The organism is Lysobacter sp. GQ73, from assembly GCF_059758755.1.
The window spans coordinates 66654-85298 of sequence record NZ_JCAXEE010000005.1; the positions used below are offsets into that span (position 1 = coordinate 66654).

The window sequence follows — 18645 nt, forward strand, 5'->3', positions numbered from 1 at the left end:
GTCGCCGGGCCCGGCCGGCGAGCGGCCGGGCCCGTGCGGTCAGGCGGCCGGCAGCTCGAGGAAGACCGTCAGGTCGGTCTTGGTCTCCGGGCCCACCACCTTGCGCTTGCCGTCGGTGAGGAAATAGGTGACGGTGGCCTTGTACTCGGGCGCGTCGCCGTCGTTGAGCGGCAGCTTCCAGCTCTTCTCCTCGTCGCCCGGCTTGAAGCGCAGGTCGATGCGCTTGGGGCCGTGCGACAAGGCCACGCTGACCATCTTCAGCTCGTCCCAGTTGAGCAGGTCCGGCACCACCGCCACTTCCAGCGCCTCGAGCTTCTTGCCGACCAGGATGGTCGAACGCGTGGCGACCTTCTCGGTCTCTTCCTTGCTGGTGCCGTCGGCGAACAGGGTCGTGACCGAGTACTTGACCTCGCCGAGGGTTTCGTCGACGACCGGGAAGGTCCAGTCGAACGAGGTCATCTCGCTGGACAGGGTGACGATGCTCTTCTGCGAGTACTTGTTGGCGGTGTCGGTGTAACTGGCGTCGACCGTGATCGAGGCGATCTCGGAGGTCAGGTCGCCGGCGGCGCGGAAGCTGACGGTCTTCGAGGCCGAGAACGGGTCGTCGACATACAGCTCCTTGGCCTGCTGCTTCGCCGTCTTCTTGACCTGGCGGCCGTCGGCGAGCGTATACAGGAACTCCAGGTCGATGTCGTTGGTGCGCGGCGAGCCGATGATCTTGCGCAGCTGGAAGGTCGGCGTGTCCTTGGTCATGTTGAACTTGGCTTCGACCGGCTGCTTGCCGCCCTTGTAACGCACCGTGACCTGGGTGCGCGGCACCTGGGCGAAGTCGATGTCGCCGGGGCCGATGTCGAGCGCCAGCACGCCCAGGTCGTCGACGTTGATGGTCAGGTTGGTATCGTCGGTCTTGATCTCTTCCGATACCTGCTTGAACGTCGCGCCCTTGTAGTTGACCGTCACCTGGTAGGTGAAATCGCGCTTGCCCTCGTGCACGAAGGCCTCGAACTTGGCCACGTCGTCGGGCTTGGTGAAGACGAACTCCTGGACCTTCTTGTTCGGGCCGTAGGGGTAGCGGATCTTGACCTCGACGCTGTGGATCGGCAGGTTGGCGAAATCGGCGTTGACCCGCATCACCACCTGCACGGTCTTGAGGAACTCGTCCAGGTTGATCTTGGAGTAGTAGTCCTCCCACTTCAGCGGCTTGTTCTTGTCGTCCTTGAGCGAGGTGATCGTCGGCAACATGCCTTGCGGGTTGCGGTTGACGATGACCGCCTTGGCCTCGCTCCACTCCACCCGCACGTTGGCGATCTGGGTCTTGCTGATGCTGCGGCGGATGTTCTCGATGTCCTGGCCTTCCTGCAGCTCCTTGACGTTCGGGTCGACCTCGGCGATTTCCTTGAGCAGGTTGCGCTGCACCGCGGCTTCGAGCTGCTTGTTGATGATCGCGCGGATGTCGGCCTCGAGCTTGGCGTTGTCCTCGGGGCTGAGGTTCGGCGCCTGCACGAACTCGAAGTGGCTCTTGGTGATGTCGTTCTTCCAGCGGCTCGAATTGACCGATTCGCTGTAGCTGTCGGCGCCCCAGAACTTGTCCTCGGTCTTGACCTCCTGGACGAAGCGGTAGAACTCCGAGGCGTTCCAGGTGCCCCAGGCCTTCATTTCCGGCAGGCGCATGTAGCAGTTCATCTTGTAGACGACCTGCACCGCCGAAGCCGAGCCGGTGCTCAGGGTTTCCTTGAAGATCGCCGTGCCCAGTTCGCTCAGCTCGACCATGAACGAGGCCACGTTCTTGCCATAGATCGACGGCTTGCCGGCGCCGCGGATCTTCTCGACCAGGGCGCCGCCCTCGGTCAGCAGCAGCTCGACGGTACCGTCGGTCCAGGTCACCGGCGCGATCGCCACCTTCGGCGGCGTCTTGCCCTTGTACTTCTCGGCGAGCTTCTTCTGCAGGTCGGCGGCGATCTTGGCCTGAACGTCGGCGGGGACCGACAGCTCGGTGTCGAAGGCGATGAAGCCGCCGAATTTCTTGCCGCCGTCCTCGCGGATCTGGCCGTACTCGACGAAGCGCAGCGCAAGTCCGCCGCTGGCCATCTTCGCGAAGTTCGGCGTGTTCGGCATGATGTAGTAGGTGAAGTCGTTGGCGTCGTCGCCATAGACCACGTGGTCGTGAAGCGTATCTACGTTGTCGATCTTAAGCATGGACCTGCTCCTTATCCGATGTCTGAATTGCGCGCGTTCCTGTTGCGCGCCTGCCTGTTCCGCGACTGTCTTGCGTGCTTCATCCGTGCGTTGCCGCCAACGTGCTTCGCGACGCAACGTAGTTCGGTACGAATGATTCAAACGCCTTCGACGCTTCGCACCGGACAACGGTCACAGTTTTATTTCCAGCTGTTTTTCAGTCGATTTCGAGCGCGCACGCCCCCATCGATGCGCGCTTGCGGACGCGAACCGGTGTATCGAAGGCGAAGGGCATCGACGCGATTGGTCGTCGCGCGCGGCTCTCGTCGTTTGTCCCAAGCGGCATCGCCGCCGACGCAATGCGCGTCTTTCAGCGGACCCGAACCGCACCGCGAACGGCGCGATTGAGCGCGTTCGCGGCCGCGGGCCGATCCCAACCCGGGCCGGCCGCCGCGCACGACGGCGACCGGCCCGCAAACCTAGCTGCGCGGCAGGCCCCAGTCGGCGGCGTCGGCCGTGTACTGCTGCGCATCGCCGGCCTCGCCGGCGTCTTCGCTTTCGACCCGGCTTTGCCGATATCGGCCGGCGCTGATCGCTTCGTCTCTCTGGTCCGAGCGCAGCGACAGATCGACCTCGGCCGATTCGCTCTGGTAGCTCGAGGCACTGCGCCGCATCGGCGCCGCATCGGCGACGGTGTAGCGCACCGCCATCCAGCCGTGTTCGCCTTGCAAGGCCTTGCGCACCTTCGCCGCCTGCTCGCCGTCGAGCATGAGGTTGAACGCGGCGTGGTACGGCGGCACGCCCGAGGACTCGCTGTAGGCCAGCGCGACGTACGCGCCATGGCCGTCGCCGAGCAGCAGGCTGGCGCCCTCGACCGTCACCGGCGCCTGGCGCAGCGTCACCCGCTCCAGCGGCAATTGCGCCCGCGCGGCCAGTTCGACCCGGATCGCATCCAAGGTCGCCGCCGGCACGCCCCAGGCGCTGGTCAGCGCCAGCATCACCACACTGCCGGCGCTCATCAGGGTGAACTGCGGCCGCCCGTCGGGCCCGCTGGCCAAGCCCGGCGAACGCGCCCGGTAATGCCAGCTCGCCGCTTCGTCGGCCGGCGCCACCCACACGCCGAGAATGTCTTCGTACTGATAGCTGCTGTCGCCGGCACTCATGTGCGTTCTCCGATCGTCGTCCTTGGGGCGTCGCTGCTGTGCAAGCGCAGCGGCGTGTCGGGTTGCAGCACCTCGGACCAGGGCGCTTGCGCCGACCAGCGCCAGCGATAGCCGGAACGGAACGGCGACAGCGACAGCCAGGTCCACTGCGCCTGCGGCGCGCTGCGGGTGAATCTCACCTGCCTGCGTCGCGCAGGCTGGTCGACGGCGTCTTCGGGGGCGATCTCGATCACCCGCTGCGGCGCGCCGTCGTCGAATTCGCAATGCAGGGCCAGCTCGCGCGAGCCGCTGCCCTCGAAGCTGAAGGCGTCCAGGCGCAGCGGCTCGGCCTCGACCGGCGCCATCGCCCGCAGGGTGCCGTCGCTGCGCGCGCGCGCAACGGCGCGGATGGTCGCCTGCTCGACGTCGGCCGGAATGGCGAAGGCGAAGCTGGCCGAGGCGCGGTCCAGGTTGGCGCGCGCCGACCACGGCTTGCCCTTGCGCAGGCCCTGGCACTCGACCTCGATGTCGGCCTGCTCGACGAACACCGGCTCGGCTTCGACCGGCACGAACCGCAGGCCGAAATCGTCCGCCGCGACCAACAGATGCTCGCGCGTCGAATGGCGCAGCGGGCCCTTGATGGTTTCGGCGCGTCCGTCCGACAGCATCAACGCCGTGGCCTGCCAGGCGTAGTTGAGTTCTTCCTTAGGCGACAGGCGCAGGTCCAGGGTGGTCGGGCGATCCGCGGCGGCGAGCCGGGCCGAGGCCTTGATCGTGAACATGCGCGCCGGCGGCTTGGCCGGCACCTGCACGTCGACCTGGGCCTGGACGATGCCGATGCGCCGCTCCGGCAGGTTCGGCCGCACCGTGAGCGCGCGCCAACCACTGCTCAGGCTGCGCACATCGTGACGGCGCACCACCGTGTCGTGCAGGCTCGCCGCCGGCATGGAGCGCAGCGGGCCGAGCGGGTCGGCCTCGACCGCGAACAAGCGCGGCGCGAGCACCGGTTCGGACAGGTTCCACCGCACTGAACCGCTGGTCATCGCCGCGGCGTCGAAGACCGCGCGCACGCCGGTGGCGGCGTCGGCCGGCGACGGCAGCAACGTGGCGTAACGGGTCACAATCCGGTCGATCAGCGCATCGGCGAGCGGCTCCTTGAGCAGATCGCCGGAGCTCGCGGCCAGACCCAGGCCCATGCTCTGCGGCGCTTCGATCAATCGGCGGCGCAGCAGGTCCAGATCCACGCTGGCAGCGCCGCCGCCGAGGCCCCTGATCGCCGCCAACAACGCGGCCGGATCGAAATCCAGTGTCAGCGGCAGGCGATCGGCCACGCCGCGCACGCGCAGCCAGGCCTGGCCGTTGACCGCGAGCAGGCCGCGCTGCAGGGCGGCGACGAACAGATCGGTCGCGGCACTGTCCAGTCGCACCGCCAGCCCCATCGAGCCGAGACTGGCGCTGTCGAGCGGCAATAGCTCGCCGAGCGAGGGCGGCAGATCCAGCGCTTCGACCGCGCTCAGGCGCAGCCAGCCGCCTTCGTTCGGCAGCGCCGACAAGACCAGGTGCTGGCCGGCGTCGAACGCGGCGCCGCGCGCCTGCTCCAGGCCGAAGTCGGCGGCGAAGGCGATCGACAGGATCGAGAAGCGCTCCAGCCCGGCTTGGCCGCGGTCCTGCTGGAAGATGTCGAGCCGCAGCGGCGGCTCGCCGCCGGCGCCCTGCGCGGCGAGCGCCACCGGCGGCAACTGGAACGCGCCGGGGCGTTCGTAGGCGGCGAACGCGATGCGTTCGCCGACCTGCATCGGCATGCGCCAATCGGGGCGACCGGAGAGCGACATCGCTCAAGCCCCCGCGATCAGCACGGCGGGTTCGTCGGTGCGGCACCACGGCGTGCTCGGCAGGCGCTGGCCCGACTTGTACACCACCGTCTGCCGGTATTCGTAGAAGCCTTCGCTGTCGCGGCGCAACAGGATGTCCATCAGCGGCACCGGCACGTCGACGTCGACGGCGAGGTTGGCCGCGTCTAGCACGGCGCGTTTGTTGCCGCGGAACTCGACGATGATGCTGGCGATCTCGCCCGCGGCCTGGCCGGCGTTGAGCAGGATTTCCGGCGTGGTCATCAAGCGCACCGGGCGCACCGTCTCCTGGTCGATGGTCTCGTCCAGGGTGTATTTCATGATCGCCTCGCCGTCGGGAATGCTGCGCACCGAGGCGGTGTTGAAGATCGCATCGGCCGGCGCGCTGCCGCTGAGCGCGGCGGTCGGCTGGACCACGAAATCGATGCCCTGCTCGGGTGCGATCTCGACCGGCTGGCTCAGGTCCAGACCCTCGATGCGGCCTTCGACCAGGCCTTCGCCGCGGGTGATCCAGGTCGGCAGGCGGGCGATGCGCAGCTTGCTCTCGGTGGCGTTGAGCAGGCGCACCGCCACCGCGCCGGTGTTCGGATCGGGGGTTTCGATCGACTGAAACAGTTCGCCTTCCATGTCGGCGAAGTTGAGCTTGACCGGCACCATCACGTTTTCGTTGATGCCGGTCGACACCACCACGCTGCCTTGCAGCAGGTTGGAGTTCGACAACGACATCAGCACCGCGAAGATTTCCTGGAAGTCGTCGAAGGCGAAACGCTCGTTGACGGTGAAACCGTTGTCCCAGTCGATCGTCGCCGGCACCGTCTCGGAGCGGATCGCGCCATCGCGCATCAGCGCCAGTTGCAGGGTCGAGCTGGCGCGCAGCAGGCGCAGATCGAACTCGCGCTGCGGGTTGTCGGCGCTGGCCGGCACCTTGCTCGCCAGTTCGCGGCGCGCGGCGAGCAGGCGCTCGCCGTCGGTGACCGGACGCACCTCGCAGGTCAGGTCGACCTTGGCGTCTTCGGCGTCGGTGCCCTGGTCGATCCGGAACGCCAGCGACGGCGCATGCGGCGCCTCGCTGCGGCGCGCGAGCTTGAACGCATCGGGCAGGTAATAGATCCGCGAAGGATCGCTCATGTCCTGGAAGTAAGCGTGGCTGCGGCCGCCGCTAGCCGGATAGCGCAGCGAATGCACCACCCAGCGCGGCGCCGCCGGCCCGGGCTGGGCACCGGACGGGTACAGATAGGGATGCAGCACCGGATCGAAGAACAGCGCGATCGCCCAGTCCTGCGATTGGTTGGACACCTCGTAGCGCGGTTCCGGCGCTGGCTGCGGTTCGGGCTGGGGTTCGGGCCGCGGCTCCGGCTCGGGCTGGACGATGATCGGCTCGCCGTCGAAACCGCGGCGCTTGATGTGCATGCGCATGCCCGGCATCGCCGCGCCGCGCGCGATCAGCGCCGGATGCATCATCGCCGGCCTGGCAGACTTGGCCGTCGGCGCCGGCGCCACCCGCAGGCTCGCCGCCGGCATGCGCGACAGGGCCGCCGCCGACACGCTGGCCTGCGGCGCGCGCGACAGCAGCATCTGGCCCTTGATCATCATCAGCTGGCGTTTCGGCGCATCCGGCGCCGGGCTGGGCGGCAGCGGCACCGCCACGGTGTAGCCGCGCGAGACCAGCAACCGCGCCTGCGACTCGCTCGACATGAAGGCGCGCAACAAGGCGTCGCGTTCGGCCAGGCTCAGGCGCAACATGGCCACGCAGCCGCCGCGCGGGTCGTCGATCAACTCGCCGACCGGCAAGCGTTGCTCGATCGCGGTGCCGGCGGCGCGGTAGCTGATCACCGCGCTGCGCGCGATCGGCAACATCTGCGCGCTGCGCGCGGCATCGGCGATCTCGACAGCGGGATAGGTTTCCACCGCCACGCTGACCGCCCACAGGCCGTCCTGGGCCTGTGCGACCTTGATCTCGTAGCGGCCGCCCTCGTTGCGCACCCGATAACGCGGCAGCCAGTAACGCTGCTGCGGGTTGTGCGGGTCCTCGAACAGGCAGCGGTCGTCGGGCGCGGCGCTCGGGCTGATCGGATGCGGCGATTGCGAGCGCACGAAACCGGCGTCGGCCTTGATCGGAAACAGCCCCGGGCGCAGATCGTTCAAGCGCGGCCGCACCGTGCGGCCCTCGAGCTGGGCGATGATCGCCGGTTGCGCACGCAACAGTGCCGGGTTGATCCGCATCGCCGGCATCACCGCGGGGCGTGCGACGACTTCGGCGGCTACCGTGGGCGCCACGACCGCGGGCGCGACGACAGCAGGCGCTGCCACCGCAGGCGCGGCGATCGGCGCGGCGATCTTGATCGGCCTGGCGGGAGCGACCGCGACAGCCGGGCGCACCCCGGCGACGATTTGGTTGAGGTTGAGCAGACGGCCCGGCGGCATGCGGTTCTCCTTGAAGTCAGCGTCGGGACGCTGTCCGGCGAGCGGTCCTGCCTCGCCGGGTCCTGGGTATCGGTTGAGTGCGCCCATGGCGCCCATCACCTGCAATACAACGCGGCGTCTGCGCGGCGCAGGACGTTGCATGGATGAAACGGATTCGCCGTCTCGCGCATCCGGCGAGGCGACCGGCGAGGAGAGACCACGGCCCCATCGGGCCGCGATCCGGATGCGGGCGAAAAAAACGGGAACGCCAGGCGCTTCCGTTTTTTGGCGACGCGACGACCTGCGATGACGTCGCAGCGCAGAACCGCGCTGCGGGCAACCGCGAGCGCTCATTAGACCGCCACCGGTCGGCCGGCGACGCGGCTGATCGAGGACGCTGCCGCGCGCGGCATGCGGCGGCGGATCGCGAATACCGCTTACAGCGTGACCAGGCTGAGCCCGTACTGCTCGAGGATCGGATTCACCGGCTGGAACCAGGTCGCCGCCAGGAACTGGCCGCAATTGTGCTCCGCGCCGGGAAGGATGTTGGCGGCGGAGGTCACTCCCTGCGCGTGCTCGTACACGTCGATCCAGCCGCCGCCGGAATCTCCGAAGCCGGCGCAGGCATTGGTCTGGGTGAGGCCATAGACGATGCCGCCGCCCGCGCTGCCCACGACGTTCACGCTGACGTTCTTGGCGATGACGAGGCCGCAGTGATAGCCGGTCTTCCACCCTGAGCGACAGACGATCGCGTTGTAGTGGGCCTCGTTACTGCCCCGCACGTAAAAATACGCGCCGGCGTAAATGCTCACCCACGGCAGCACGTCGTGCTGAGCGCCGAGGGCCACCCAGGCCCGGTCGGCCACCGGAAATTCGGACGCCGCGATGTAGCCGGCAGGCGCGCCGTCGAGCCAGATCGATTCGCCCACCGTCCCGCAATGGCCGGCGGTGACGAAGCCCTTGGTCGCGCCTTGCCGTACCGAGAAACCGACCGAGCACGACGGCGCGCCGTTCTTCTGGTAAGCGCGACCTGTATAGACCGACGCAGTCGCTTGCGGCGCGCCCTCCATGGCGGTGAAGCGCAGCAGACCGCTGGGGGCGCCGCTGACGGCGGCGAAGTCGATCGCACGCTCCATCCGATCCGGCGCGACGCTGATCAGCACCGAGTTGCTGGCCGGGTCGACATGCCAGGCGTGCACACCGTCGAGCGGCCGGCTGATGCCGGGCACTCGCGCCTGCGCGCTGCGGTCCAGTCGCGCTTTCGCCGCTTCCAGCTCGGCCAGGCTGTAACGCACCGGGCGCACTTGCGCGCCCTCAAGCATGAGCCGGGAGCGCGGATCGGACGTCGCGACGACCAATCGCACTTCATCCTTGTCCCCGCGTTCGATCCAGGTGCCCGCGTAATGCGCGCCGAGGCGCCGCTGCGCCAGCGCCGCCGTCGCCGGCGCCCGGTCCTGCAGTTGCAGCCAGCGGGCGGCCTGGATCGCGGACAAGCCCAGATCGCGCTTGGCGGCGCTGAGCATCTCCGCATTGGCCTTCATCTCCGAAGCGCCCGCGCTGAACGCCGCGCAGCAAAGCAAGGTCGACACCACAACGCCGGCACCGGTCCGGTCCAGCCAGTCTCGAACGATCGACATACCATCTCCTTTGGTTTGAGAACATCCAGCCGCGCGCTCTGCCGCGGTCGCGGTCCGTCGCGAATGTCGTCGGACGAGTGCATTCGACGGACGCGCCCAGCTAACCGCATCCGCGCGGGCGATGCAGTTGCGCGAGTCACAGCGGCATCCGCCACCGCATCACAAACCGGCAAGCGCCGGCTACGCAGCACCGGCTGTAGAAGCAAACCCCGCATCGCGCTGCGCGCGCTCGTCCGAAGGCTCCGCGTGGCGCAACGATCGCATCTTCGCTGCGACAGGCGCGGCCCGGCCGGGCCGAAACGCTGCGTCGAACGCTCCCCTGTTCAGCTCACCCGATCGAGGACCGCGTCGCCAGTCGCGGCGGCTGCGACGAGCCGACGTTTCGATAAACGACGAGCCCGGTGCGTGCGAATTTCGCACCGCAGCGGTTCAACCGACGCTGCGTTCTCGCCGAACGCTCCCGGCGTCGCAGAACGTGCTGCGATGCCTTGATAACGTGACTTGCCGCGCATCCGCTCCGGCCCATCGTGTGACCTTCATCGCGATCACGAACGGCCTTTTGTCGCAGGCGAAGGCTATCGAAGCAAAACGGGTGCACGGCGGCCCCACGCCGCAGGCACCCGATCGAGCGGGCCACGGCGAGCACGGGGATCGGCCGCGGCCCGGGCAATCCAAGTCATCCACTGTTGCCATTACAGGACGGACCAAAAGATGAAGACTGTTTCGCCACCACAGCCGTGTTCCACCAAAGTCGTCGACATCGATCAATTCTGGAAACTCGCCGACGATCTGCAGGATACGACCGTCGAACAAGCCAAGGACATGTTCTCCTTCGTCGAAACCGCCAGCCCGGATCGCCTGTTCTCGCTGCTGGTGCAGTACCGCTACTTCACCGTCTACTACATCGCCGACATCGCGCTGCTGATCGCCAGATTGCAGCCCGGCCGCATGCGCAGTTTCCTCGCCGACATTCTCCTCGACGAACTGGGCGAAGGCGACCACACCCAAGCGCATCCGGAGTTGTACGACGAGTTCCTGAGCAGCCTCGGGATCGCCCACCCGCCGCTCGACGGCATGGCGCTGGCCGGCAACATCGCATTGTTGGACCAGGCCCGTTCCAACCTGATGGACCCCGGCTACAGCACGGCCTACGGCATCGGCTTGCGCGGCATGGGCGGCGAGTGCGTCTGCCAGATCTATCTCGCCCGGCTGTACGAGCATTTGCTGCGCAACCCCTACATCCAACAGCGCAAGGACACGATCGCCTGGAAGTTCTGGGAACTGCATGTCGGCGAGCACGACATCGCCCATCGCGAGAACCTGCGCAAGCTCATCAGCGACGAGATCGCGTCCATGGACAGCGGCAGCGTCGAAGCGCTGCAGGACGGTTTCTGCGACAGCATGACCGCCTGGACCGCGTTCTGGCAGAACATCCAGGACGCTGCGACGATGCCTGAAGGCCACGACGCCGCCGAACGCGCCGCGGTCGGCGAAATCGTCCTGAAGCCGGCCGGCGACCACGGCGGCGGGGCCATCCGTCAGTTCCATCTGGCCATCGGCGTGCACGACCTGGAACAAGCCCGCCAGTTCTATTGCGACGTGCTCGGCGCGAAACAGGGCCGGTCGACCAGGAACTTGATCGACCTAGACTTCTACGGTCATCACTTGGTCATCCACCAGACACCCGGCGGCAGCGAGGGCGCCGACACCTCCTTCGGGTCCGCGTTCTACGGCGAGACCGTGCGGGTGCCGCACTTCGGAGTGAACCTCGACTGGAAGGATTGGAGCTCGCTGGCCGACCGCATCAAGTCGCGGGGGCATGCGTTCATCGATCCGCCGCACGTACGCATGCGCGACCTGCCCGGCGAACACGCGACCATGTTCCTGAGCGACCCGAGCGGCAACTCGCTCGAGTTCAAGGCCTTCCGCAACCATGACGAAGTGTTCTCGGTGATCTTCTCCAACAGCACCCGCGACATCTTCGGCCTCGATGCGCTGGTGGAGAAAGCCGCCACCGCCTGATGCGGCGTGGAAGGAAGCCCGGTATCCGCGGGCTTCCTTCTTCTGCGGCAGGACGTCTCTGGTTCGTGCGCTGCACGGAGCGCGGATGGAGCTCGGCCAAAGACTCGCCTATTACTCGGCCAGCGCTCGGCCGACGCCCGGCTACTGGGCCAGATAACGGTCGGCCACGTTCAAGGCTTCGTCGACGATGTCCAACCCCGTAAGCAGATCGGCTTCGCTGATGTTGAGCGGCGGCGCGATGTGGACTCGGTTGAAATGGACGAACGGCCACAGCCCCCGGTCCTTGCACGCCGCCGCGAACTCGGCCATGGGCCGGTTGTCGGCGCCGGTCGCGTTGTACGGAACCAGCGGTTCGCGGCTGGCCGGATCGCGCACCAGTTCCAAGGCCCAGAACATGCCGAGGCCGCGCACCTCGCCGATCGACGGATGCCGGCTCTTGAGCTGTTCCAGCGCGGGCCGCACCAGCTCCTCGCCGAGGCGGCGAACGCGCTCGATGAGGCCTTCCTCCCGGTACACGTTGAGGCAGGCGACGGCGGCCGCACAGGCCAGGGGATGGCCCGAATAGGTCAGGCCTCCCGGGAATACGCGGTGAGCGAAGGTCTGGGCGATGCGCTCGCTGATGATCACCCCGCCCAGCGGGACATAACCGCAGTTGACGCCCTTGGCGAAGGTGATCAGGTCCGGCACCACGCCCCAGCGATCGATCGCGAACCACTCGCCGCAGCGCCCGAATCCCACCATGACCTCGTCGGCCACCATGACGATGCCGTGCCGGTCGCACAGTTCGCGCACGCCGCGCAGGTAGCCGTCCGGCGGAACCAGGACGCCGTTGCCGCCGACCACCGACTCCAGTACGACCGCCGCCACGGTGTGCGGGCCCTCGACCATGAGCACGTCGGCCAGGTGCGCCAGCGCCCGCTCGCATTCCTGCGCCTCGGAATCGGAATGGAAGGCCGAGCGATACGCATACGGCCCCCAGAACTTGACCGTCCCGGGCATGCCGGGTTCGGCGCCCCATCGGCGCGGATCGCCGGTCAGCGATATCGCCCCGGCGGTCGCGCCGTGATAGCTGCGATACGCCGACAGGACCTTGACGCGACCGGTGTGATGCCGGGCGATGCGTACCGCGTTCTCCACCGCTTCGGCGCCGCCGCTGGTGAAGAACACCTTGTTCAGATCGCCGGGCGCCGCTTGCGCGATCAGCCGCGCCGCTTCGGCCGTGGCTTCGTTCGCGTGATAGGGCGCGAGCGTGCACAGGCGCTCGGCCTGCGCCTGGATCGCGGCGACCAGCTTGGGGTGCTGATGGCCGAGATTGACGTTGACCAACTGGCTGGAGAAATCCAGCCAGGTGCGGCCGCTCTCGTCCCAGAAGCGGGAACCGCTGCCGCCGGCGACGACCACCGGGTCCAGCGAGGCTTGCGCCGACCACGAATGCACGACATGGGCGCGGTCGTTCCGGTAGGCCGCAGATGTTCCAGCGGCAGACGTCGCCGCGGCAGCCGCCGTCTGTTCGGTCTGGGTCTCGGTATCGGTCATCCTGGTATCGGCTCCGATGAAGCGGGGACAGGGCCCGGCGAGGTTCGCATCGCCCGGCGACGACTATCGTGCGCCGGCGCACGGCTCGACCGGTGCAGCGCGGTGCGTCGCTACTTCAACAGTTTCCCGCCGCCTGGGAAAGCCTCCTCCGGTTGCCCGTGATACCGGGATGGGGATGCCGCCACGGGCCCGGACCGCAACGCGGCGCAGCGCCCGGGCGGCCCCGGGCGCTGCGCCGTGACGATGCGCTTACTCGACCGTGACCGCCTTGGCCAGGTTGCGCGGCTTGTCGACGTCGGTGCCGCGCGCGAGCGCGGCGTGGTAGGCGAGCAACTGCACCGGAATCGCGTGCACCACCGGCGACAGCACGCCGACGTGGCGCGGGGTGCGGATCACGTGCACCGCCTCGGACTCGCCGAAGTGGCTGTCGAGGTCGGCGAACACGAACATCTCGCCGCCACGCGCGCGCACTTCCTGGATGTTGGACTTCACCTTCTCCAGCAGGCTGTCCTTGGGTGCGATCACCACCACCGGCATGTCGGCGTCGACCAGGGCCAGCGGGCCGTGCTTGAGCTCGCCGGCCGGGTAAGCTTCGGCGTGGATGTAGGAGATTTCCTTGAGCTTGAGCGCGCCTTCCAGGGCGATCGGGTAATGCACGCCGCGGCCGAGGAACAGCGCGTGCTGCTTCGGCGCGAAGCGGTCGGCCCAGGCGGTGATCTGCGGTTCCAGGTTGAGCGCGTGCTGGATGCTGCCCGGCAGGTGGCGCAGCGCATCGATGAACTCGGCTTCCTGCTCGGCCGAGAGCCTGCCGTGCTGCTTGGCCAGGGTCGCGGTGAGGATGAACAGGGCCACCAACTGGGTGGTGAAGGCCTTGGTCGAGGCCACGCCGATCTCGGCGCCGGCGCGGGTGTAGTACACCAGCTGGCTCGCCCGCGGGATCGCGCTTTCCGGCACGTTGCAGATCGACAGGGTCTTGTCGTGGCCGAGCGATTTGGCGTACTTCAACGCTTCCATCGTGTCGAGGGTTTCGCCGGACTGCGAAATCGTCACGATGAGTTGCTTGGGATTGGCGACCGCGGCGCGGTAGCGGTATTCGCTGGCGATCTCGACCTGGCACGGCAGCCCGGCGATGGCTTCGATCCAGTAGCGCGCGGTCATGCCGGCGTAATAGCTGGTGCCGCAGGCGAGAATCTGCACGCCCTCGACGCCGGCGAACACCGATTCGGCCTGGGCGCCGAACAACTCCGGCGAGAACTTGCCGTCGTCCATCACCGCCTCGATGGTGTCGGCGATGGCGCGCGGCTGTTCGTGGATTTCCTTCTGCATGAAGTGGCGGTACGGGCCGAGTTCCAGCGAGGCCAGCGACACGTCGGAAACGTGCACCTCGCGCTCGATCGCCGCGCCGTTGCCGTCGAACACGCGCACCTGGGCGCGGGTGATGTCGGCGGTGTCGCCTTCTTCGAGGAAGATCACCCGGCGCGTGGCCTGCAGGATCGCCGAGACGTCGCTGGCGACGAAGTTCTCGCCCTCGCCCAGGCCGATCAGCAGCGGGCAGCCCATGCGCGCGGCGATCATGCGGTCGGGTTCGCGCTTGCTGACCACGGCGATGGCATAGGCGCCGACCAGCTCGCGCACCGCCGCCTGCACCGCCGCCAACAAGTCGCCCCCCTGCGACTGGTGGAAGTGGATCAGATGGGCGATGACTTCGGTATCGGTCTGCGACTCGAAGCTGTAGCCGGCCGCGCGCAAACGCTCGCGCTGCTCGTCGTGGTTTTCGATGATGCCGTTATGGACCACGGCCAGTTCGCCGAAGCTGATGTGCGGATGCGCATTGGCTTCGGTGACGCCGCCGTGGGTCGCCCAACGGGTGTGACCGATGCCCACCGAGGCGTTGAAGCCTTCGGCCTGGGCGGCCGCTTCCATTTCGCCGACGCGACCGGTCCGGCGCACGCGGCGCAGGTCGGCGCCGTCGAACACGGCGATGCCGGCCGAGTCATAGCCACGGTATTCCAGTCGCTTCAAGCCATCGATCAAAACCGGTACCACGTCACGATCTGCGATCGCACCTACGATTCCGCACATGCTGGGGCAACTCCTTGGGGGATGTCCGCATTCTATCCGCGCCCCGTGGCGGACACGTCCGGCGGACGCACTGTCCGTCCGGCCGGACACCCGGACGGCGGTGTCCGCCTTTTAAAAATCAAAGACTTGCAGTTGGCACGCGTTGTGCTTGGGTTATGGATAAACCGCCAAGCCCGAGTCCCACCGAAATGAGCATCCGCGACACTTCTGCGCAGGACCACCGCGTCGCCACCGCCACCGTGCAGGGCCGGCATCGCCGCCGCTGGCTGCTCGGCGCCGGCGCTGGCGTGCTCGCGCTGGGCGCGGGTGCGTGGCTGCTGTCGGGCTGGAGCGCGGGCGGCCGCTCGGTCGACGCCACGCGCCTGCGCATCGCCGAGGTCGAGCGCGGCGAACTGGTCCGCGACATCGCCGCCGACGGCCGGGTGATCGCCGCCAACAGCCCGATCCTGTATGCGATCGCCGGCGGTTCGGTCGACCTCAAGGTCGTCGCCGGCGATGTGGTCCGCAAGGGCCAGGTGCTGGCCGAGATCGACAGCCCGGAGCTGCGCAGCAAGCTCGCCCAGGAACAGGCCACCCTGGCCAGCCTGGAAGCCGAGGCCAGCCGCGCCGAACTCGACGCCGAGCTGGCGCGTTCGACCGCGCGCAAGGAACTCGACCAGGCCCGGATCGCCCGCGTCGCCGCCTTGCGCGACCTGGAGCGCTACCAGCGCGCCTTCGAAGGCGGCGCGGTCGCCAAGGTCGACGTGGCCAAGGCCCAGGACGATCTGAAGAAGTCCGACATCGGCCTGAGCCACGCCCAGGGCGACCTCGGCCGCCAGGGCCGCAGCGCCGCCCTGGACACCCGCAACAAGCGGCTGCTCGCCGATCGCCAGCGCGCGATCGTGGTCGAGGCGCAGCGCCAGGTCGAAGCCCTGACCCTGCGCGCGCCGTTCGACGGCCAGGTCGGCCAGGTCCAGGTCGCCCAGCGCGCCAACGTCGCGATCAACGACCCGGTGTTGAGCGTGGTCGACCTGAGCGTGTTCGAGGTCGAGATCAAGGTGCCGGAAAGTTTCGCCCGCGACCTGGCGATCGGCATTCCGGCCCAGGTCACCAGCGGCAACGGCCAGCCGTTCGCGGCGCAGATCTCCGCGGTCTCGCCCGAGGTCGTCGGCGGCGAGGTGGTCAGCCGCCTGCGCTTCACCGGCAAGCAGCCGCCGGGACTGCGCCAGAGCCAGCGCCTGAGCGCGCGCATCGTCCTGGACACCCGCCGCGACGCCCTGATGGTCGAGCGCGGCCCGTTCCTGGAGCAGGCCGGCGGCAACAGCGCCTATGTCGTCGCCAACGGCGTCGCCACCCGCCGTCCCATCCGCACCGGCGTGAGCAGCCTCAACGCCGTGGAAATCCTCGAAGGTCTGCAACCGGGCGAGCGTGTCGTCGTCTCCGGCAGCGACCAGTTCGAAAACGCCGAAACCGTCCGCATCAGTGGAGAATGATCATGCATACCCAACACCAAGCCGCCGACTTCCCGTTCGCCCCGCTGTGGAGCTCGCAGGAGCTGACCGACGCGGTGCCGCTGCGCCTGCATCAGCTGATCGATTTCGATCAGGCCCGCGATGCCGGCGACGCGCGCAGCGCCAACCAAGCCGCACCGCGCCGCCCGGCGCGCATGCATCGTTACCTGGCCGCGTGCGCGCTGCCGATGTTCGCGATCCGCTGAAGCCCAACGCCAAAGGAAACACGTCATGCTCGACATGCGCCAGGTCACCAAGGTCTACCGCACCGAACTCGTCGAAACCCACGCCCTGCGCTCGCTGGACCTGCACGTGCGCGACGGCGAATTCGTCGCGGTGACCGGCCCCTCGGGCTCGGGCAAGACCACCTTCCTCAACATCGCCGGCCTGCTGGAGACCTTCAGCGGCGGCGAGTACCTGCTCGACGGCGAGGACGTGCGCGGCCTGTCCGACGATGCGCGTTCGCGCCTGCGCAACCAGAAGATCGGTTTCATCTTCCAGAGCTTCAACCTGATTCCCGATCTCAACCTGTTCGACAACTGCGACGTGCCGCTGCGCTATCGGCGCATGCCGGCCGCCGAGCGCCGGCAGCGCATCGAGCAGGCGCTGACCCAGGTCGGCCTGGGCTCGCGCATGAAGCACTACCCGGCCGAGTTGTCCGGCGGCCAGCAACAGCGCGCGGCGATCGCCCGCGCCCTGGCCGGCTCGCCGCGCCTGCTGCTCGCCGACGAACCCACCGGCAACCTCGACTCGCAGATGGCGCGCGGGGTGATGGAACTGCTGGAAGAGATCAACGGCCAGGGCACCACCATCATCATGGTCACCCACGACCCCGAGCTCGCCGCGCGCGCGCAACGCAACGTCCACATCGTCGACGGCATGGCCACCGACCTGAAGGCCGAGCCGGCGCTGATCCGCGCCCCGATGCCGACGGCCTCCGTCGATGCCGACGCCACCCTCGCCTGAGACGTCGCCATGACCGGAAACAGCCAGTTCGGCTATTACCTCCAGCTCGCCTTGCGCAGCTTCAAGCGCAACCGGGTGCTGACCGCGCTGATGGTGGTCGCCATCGCGCTCGGCATCGGCGCGGCGATGACCACCCTGACCGTGTTCTACGTGCTCTCCGGCGATCCGCTGCCGGGCCGCAGCGAGCACTTGTTCCGCCCGCGCATCGAGCCGCGCCCGATGTCCGGCTACACGCCCGGCGCCGAGCCGCACGAGGAGATGACCCGCCTCGACGCCGAGACGCTGTTGCGCGAGAAGCGCGGCGACCGCCAGGCGCTGATGAGCGCGGGCGATGTCGCCATCGAGCCGCGCCGCGACGGCCTGCCGCCGTTCCGCCAGAACTCGCGCTACACCTCGGCCGACTTCTTCCCGATGTTCGCCGTGCCGTTCGAGTACGGCGGGCCGTGGAGCGGCGAGGACGACGCGCGCCGCGCCCGCGTCGCGGTGATCGGCGCCGAGCTCAACCGCAAACTGTTCGGCGGCGGCAACAGCGTCGGCAAGTCTCTGTGGGCCGACCAGACCGAGCTGCGCATCGTCGGGGTGATCCGCGACTGGAACCCGCAGCCGAAGTTCTACGACCTGGCCGACCGCAACGGCTTCGGCGAGCCCGAGACCCTGTTCCTGCCGTTCTCGACCAGCCGCGATCTGCGCATGAGCTCGCAGGGCAACATCGATTGCTGGGGCGACAACAACGTGGACGCCGAGGGCAACCGCAGCATCAACGCCAAGTGCGCCTGGGTGAACTACTGGGTCGAGCTGGGCACGCCGGAAAAGGTCGCGGCCTATCGCCAGTATCTGCAGAACTACGTCGCTCAGCAACGCAGCGCCGGACGCTTCGAGCGCCCCACCGCGCCGGCGCTCGACGGCCTCATGCAGTGGCTGGACTTCAAGCGCGTGGTGCCGGCCGACGTGCGCCTGCAGACCTGGCTCGCGCTCGGCTTCCTGCTGGTCTGCCTGCTCAATACGGTCGGTTTGCTGCTGGCCAAGTTCCTGCGCCGCTCCAGCGAAATCGGCGTGCGCCGCGCGCTCGGCGCGACCCGCAAGGCGATCTTCGCCCAATGCCTGGTCGAAGCCGGCAGCGTCGGCCTGGCCGGCGGCCTGCTCGGCCTGGTGCTGGCGCAGGTGGGCCTGTGGGCGGTGCGCCAGCAACCGGTCAGCTATGCCGCCCTGGCCCGCCTCGACCCGACCATGTTGCTCGCCACGTTTCTCCTGGCCATCGCCGCCAGCGTGCTCGCCGGCCTGCTGCCGGCCTGGCGCGCCTGCCAGGTGACGCCGGCCATCCAGCTCAAGAGTCAGTGATCCA

12 protein-coding genes are annotated in these 18645 nt (G+C 68.2%); 5 read left to right on the forward strand and 7 right to left on the reverse strand.

Going from position 1 to position 18645, the window contains the following annotated elements; genetic code table 11:
- Positions 1-39: 39 nt before the first annotated feature.
- The 5 genes from AC6CH2_RS15480 to AC6CH2_RS15500 all read right to left on the reverse strand — a co-directional run bounded on the left by AC6CH2_RS15480 (position 40) and on the right by AC6CH2_RS15500 (position 9207).
- On the reverse strand, positions 40-2196 hold the full coding sequence (locus tag AC6CH2_RS15480) for a hypothetical protein (protein WP_498269986.1): 2157 nt from the start codon (positions 2194-2196) through the stop codon (positions 40-42).
- Positions 2197-2654: 458 nt separating this feature from the next.
- Positions 2655-3338 carry a hypothetical protein gene (locus AC6CH2_RS15485; protein ID WP_498269987.1) on the reverse strand — a complete coding sequence of 228 codons (684 nt, stop codon included), beginning with the start codon at positions 3336-3338 and terminating at the stop codon, positions 2655-2657.
- Positions 3335-5119 (reverse strand): hypothetical protein, encoded by a 1785-nt coding sequence (locus AC6CH2_RS15490; protein ID WP_498269988.1) that lies wholly within the window; start codon positions 5117-5119, stop codon positions 3335-3337. Before AC6CH2_RS15490 ends, AC6CH2_RS15485 begins: the two co-directional genes overlap by 4 nt.
- A gap of 33 nt (positions 5120-5152) precedes the next feature.
- A complete protein-coding gene (locus tag AC6CH2_RS15495; protein WP_498269989.1) occupies positions 5153-7591 on the reverse strand; it encodes a hypothetical protein in 2439 nt (812 codons plus the stop codon).
- A 416-nt stretch (positions 7592-8007) separates the two neighbouring features.
- Entirely contained in the window at positions 8008-9207 is a 1200-nt protein-coding gene (locus AC6CH2_RS15500; protein WP_498269990.1) for a S1 family peptidase, read from the reverse strand.
- A gap of 711 nt (positions 9208-9918) precedes the next feature.
- On the opposite strand from AC6CH2_RS15500, the gene AC6CH2_RS15505 reads away from it, so the two are divergent.
- The gene (locus AC6CH2_RS15505; RefSeq protein ID WP_498269991.1) at positions 9919-11229 is read left to right on the forward strand and encodes an iron-containing redox enzyme family protein; all 1311 of its coding nucleotides are present in this window, start codon (positions 9919-9921) and stop codon (positions 11227-11229) included.
- Between the two features lie 141 nt (positions 11230-11370).
- Here AC6CH2_RS15505 and AC6CH2_RS15510 read toward each other — a convergent pair whose 3' ends face one another.
- Positions 11371-12765 carry an aspartate aminotransferase family protein gene (locus tag AC6CH2_RS15510; RefSeq protein WP_498269992.1) on the reverse strand — a complete coding sequence of 465 codons (1395 nt, stop codon included), beginning with the start codon at positions 12763-12765 and terminating at the stop codon, positions 11371-11373.
- Positions 12766-13014: 249 nt separating this feature from the next.
- Complete coding sequence (glmS, locus tag AC6CH2_RS15515; RefSeq protein ID WP_498269993.1) at positions 13015-14847, reverse strand: glutamine--fructose-6-phosphate transaminase (isomerizing); 1833 nt, start codon at positions 14845-14847, stop codon at positions 13015-13017.
- 188 nt (positions 14848-15035) lie between these two features.
- On the opposite strand from glmS, the gene AC6CH2_RS15520 reads away from it, so the two are divergent.
- The 4 genes from AC6CH2_RS15520 to AC6CH2_RS15535 are packed head-to-tail and all read left to right on the forward strand — an operon-like array spanning position 15036 to position 18641.
- Positions 15036-16319: an efflux RND transporter periplasmic adaptor subunit gene (locus tag AC6CH2_RS15520; protein WP_498269994.1), complete on the forward strand. Its 1284-nt coding sequence runs from the start codon at positions 15036-15038 to the stop codon at positions 16317-16319.
- A gap of 2 nt (positions 16320-16321) precedes the next feature.
- Positions 16322-16543 carry a hypothetical protein gene (locus AC6CH2_RS15525; RefSeq protein WP_498269995.1) on the forward strand — a complete coding sequence of 74 codons (222 nt, stop codon included), beginning with the start codon at positions 16322-16324 and terminating at the stop codon, positions 16541-16543.
- 25 nt (positions 16544-16568) lie between these two features.
- Positions 16569-17303, forward strand: a complete 735-nt coding sequence (locus tag AC6CH2_RS15530; protein ID WP_498269996.1) for an ABC transporter ATP-binding protein — start codon at positions 16569-16571, stop codon at positions 17301-17303.
- 9 nt (positions 17304-17312) lie between these two features.
- Positions 17313-18641 (forward strand): ABC transporter permease, encoded by a 1329-nt coding sequence (locus tag AC6CH2_RS15535; RefSeq protein WP_498269997.1) that lies wholly within the window; start codon positions 17313-17315, stop codon positions 18639-18641.
- Positions 18642-18645: the final 4 nt, after the last annotated feature.

Excerpts from the sequence above, each read along its gene's own strand:
- AC6CH2_RS15520 (WP_498269994.1), top strand. The coding sequence starts at position 15,036 with ATGAGCATCCGCGACACTTCTGCGCAGGACCACCGCGTCGCCACCGCC.
- glmS (WP_498269993.1), bottom strand. The coding sequence starts at position 14,847 with ATGTGCGGAATCGTAGGTGCGATCGCAGATCGTGACGTGGTACCGGTT.
- AC6CH2_RS15505 (WP_498269991.1), top strand. The coding sequence starts at position 9,919 with ATGAAGACTGTTTCGCCACCACAGCCGTGTTCCACCAAAGTCGTCGAC.
- AC6CH2_RS15510 (WP_498269992.1), bottom strand. The coding sequence starts at position 12,765 with ATGACCGATACCGAGACCCAGACCGAACAGACGGCGGCTGCCGCGGCG.
- AC6CH2_RS15490 (WP_498269988.1), bottom strand. The coding sequence starts at position 5,119 with ATGCCGATGCAGGTCGGCGAACGCATCGCGTTCGCCGCCTACGAACGC.
- AC6CH2_RS15530 (WP_498269996.1), top strand. The coding sequence starts at position 16,569 with ATGCTCGACATGCGCCAGGTCACCAAGGTCTACCGCACCGAACTCGTC.
- AC6CH2_RS15480 (WP_498269986.1), bottom strand. The coding sequence starts at position 2,196 with ATGCTTAAGATCGACAACGTAGATACGCTTCACGACCACGTGGTCTAT.
- AC6CH2_RS15485 (WP_498269987.1), bottom strand. The coding sequence starts at position 3,338 with ATGAGTGCCGGCGACAGCAGCTATCAGTACGAAGACATTCTCGGCGTG.
- AC6CH2_RS15535 (WP_498269997.1), top strand. The coding sequence starts at position 17,313 with ATGACCGGAAACAGCCAGTTCGGCTATTACCTCCAGCTCGCCTTGCGC.
- AC6CH2_RS15500 (WP_498269990.1), bottom strand. The coding sequence starts at position 9,207 with ATGTCGATCGTTCGAGACTGGCTGGACCGGACCGGTGCCGGCGTTGTG.
- AC6CH2_RS15525 (WP_498269995.1), top strand. The coding sequence starts at position 16,322 with ATGCATACCCAACACCAAGCCGCCGACTTCCCGTTCGCCCCGCTGTGG.
- AC6CH2_RS15495 (WP_498269989.1), bottom strand. The coding sequence starts at position 7,591 with ATGCCGCCGGGCCGTCTGCTCAACCTCAACCAAATCGTCGCCGGGGTG.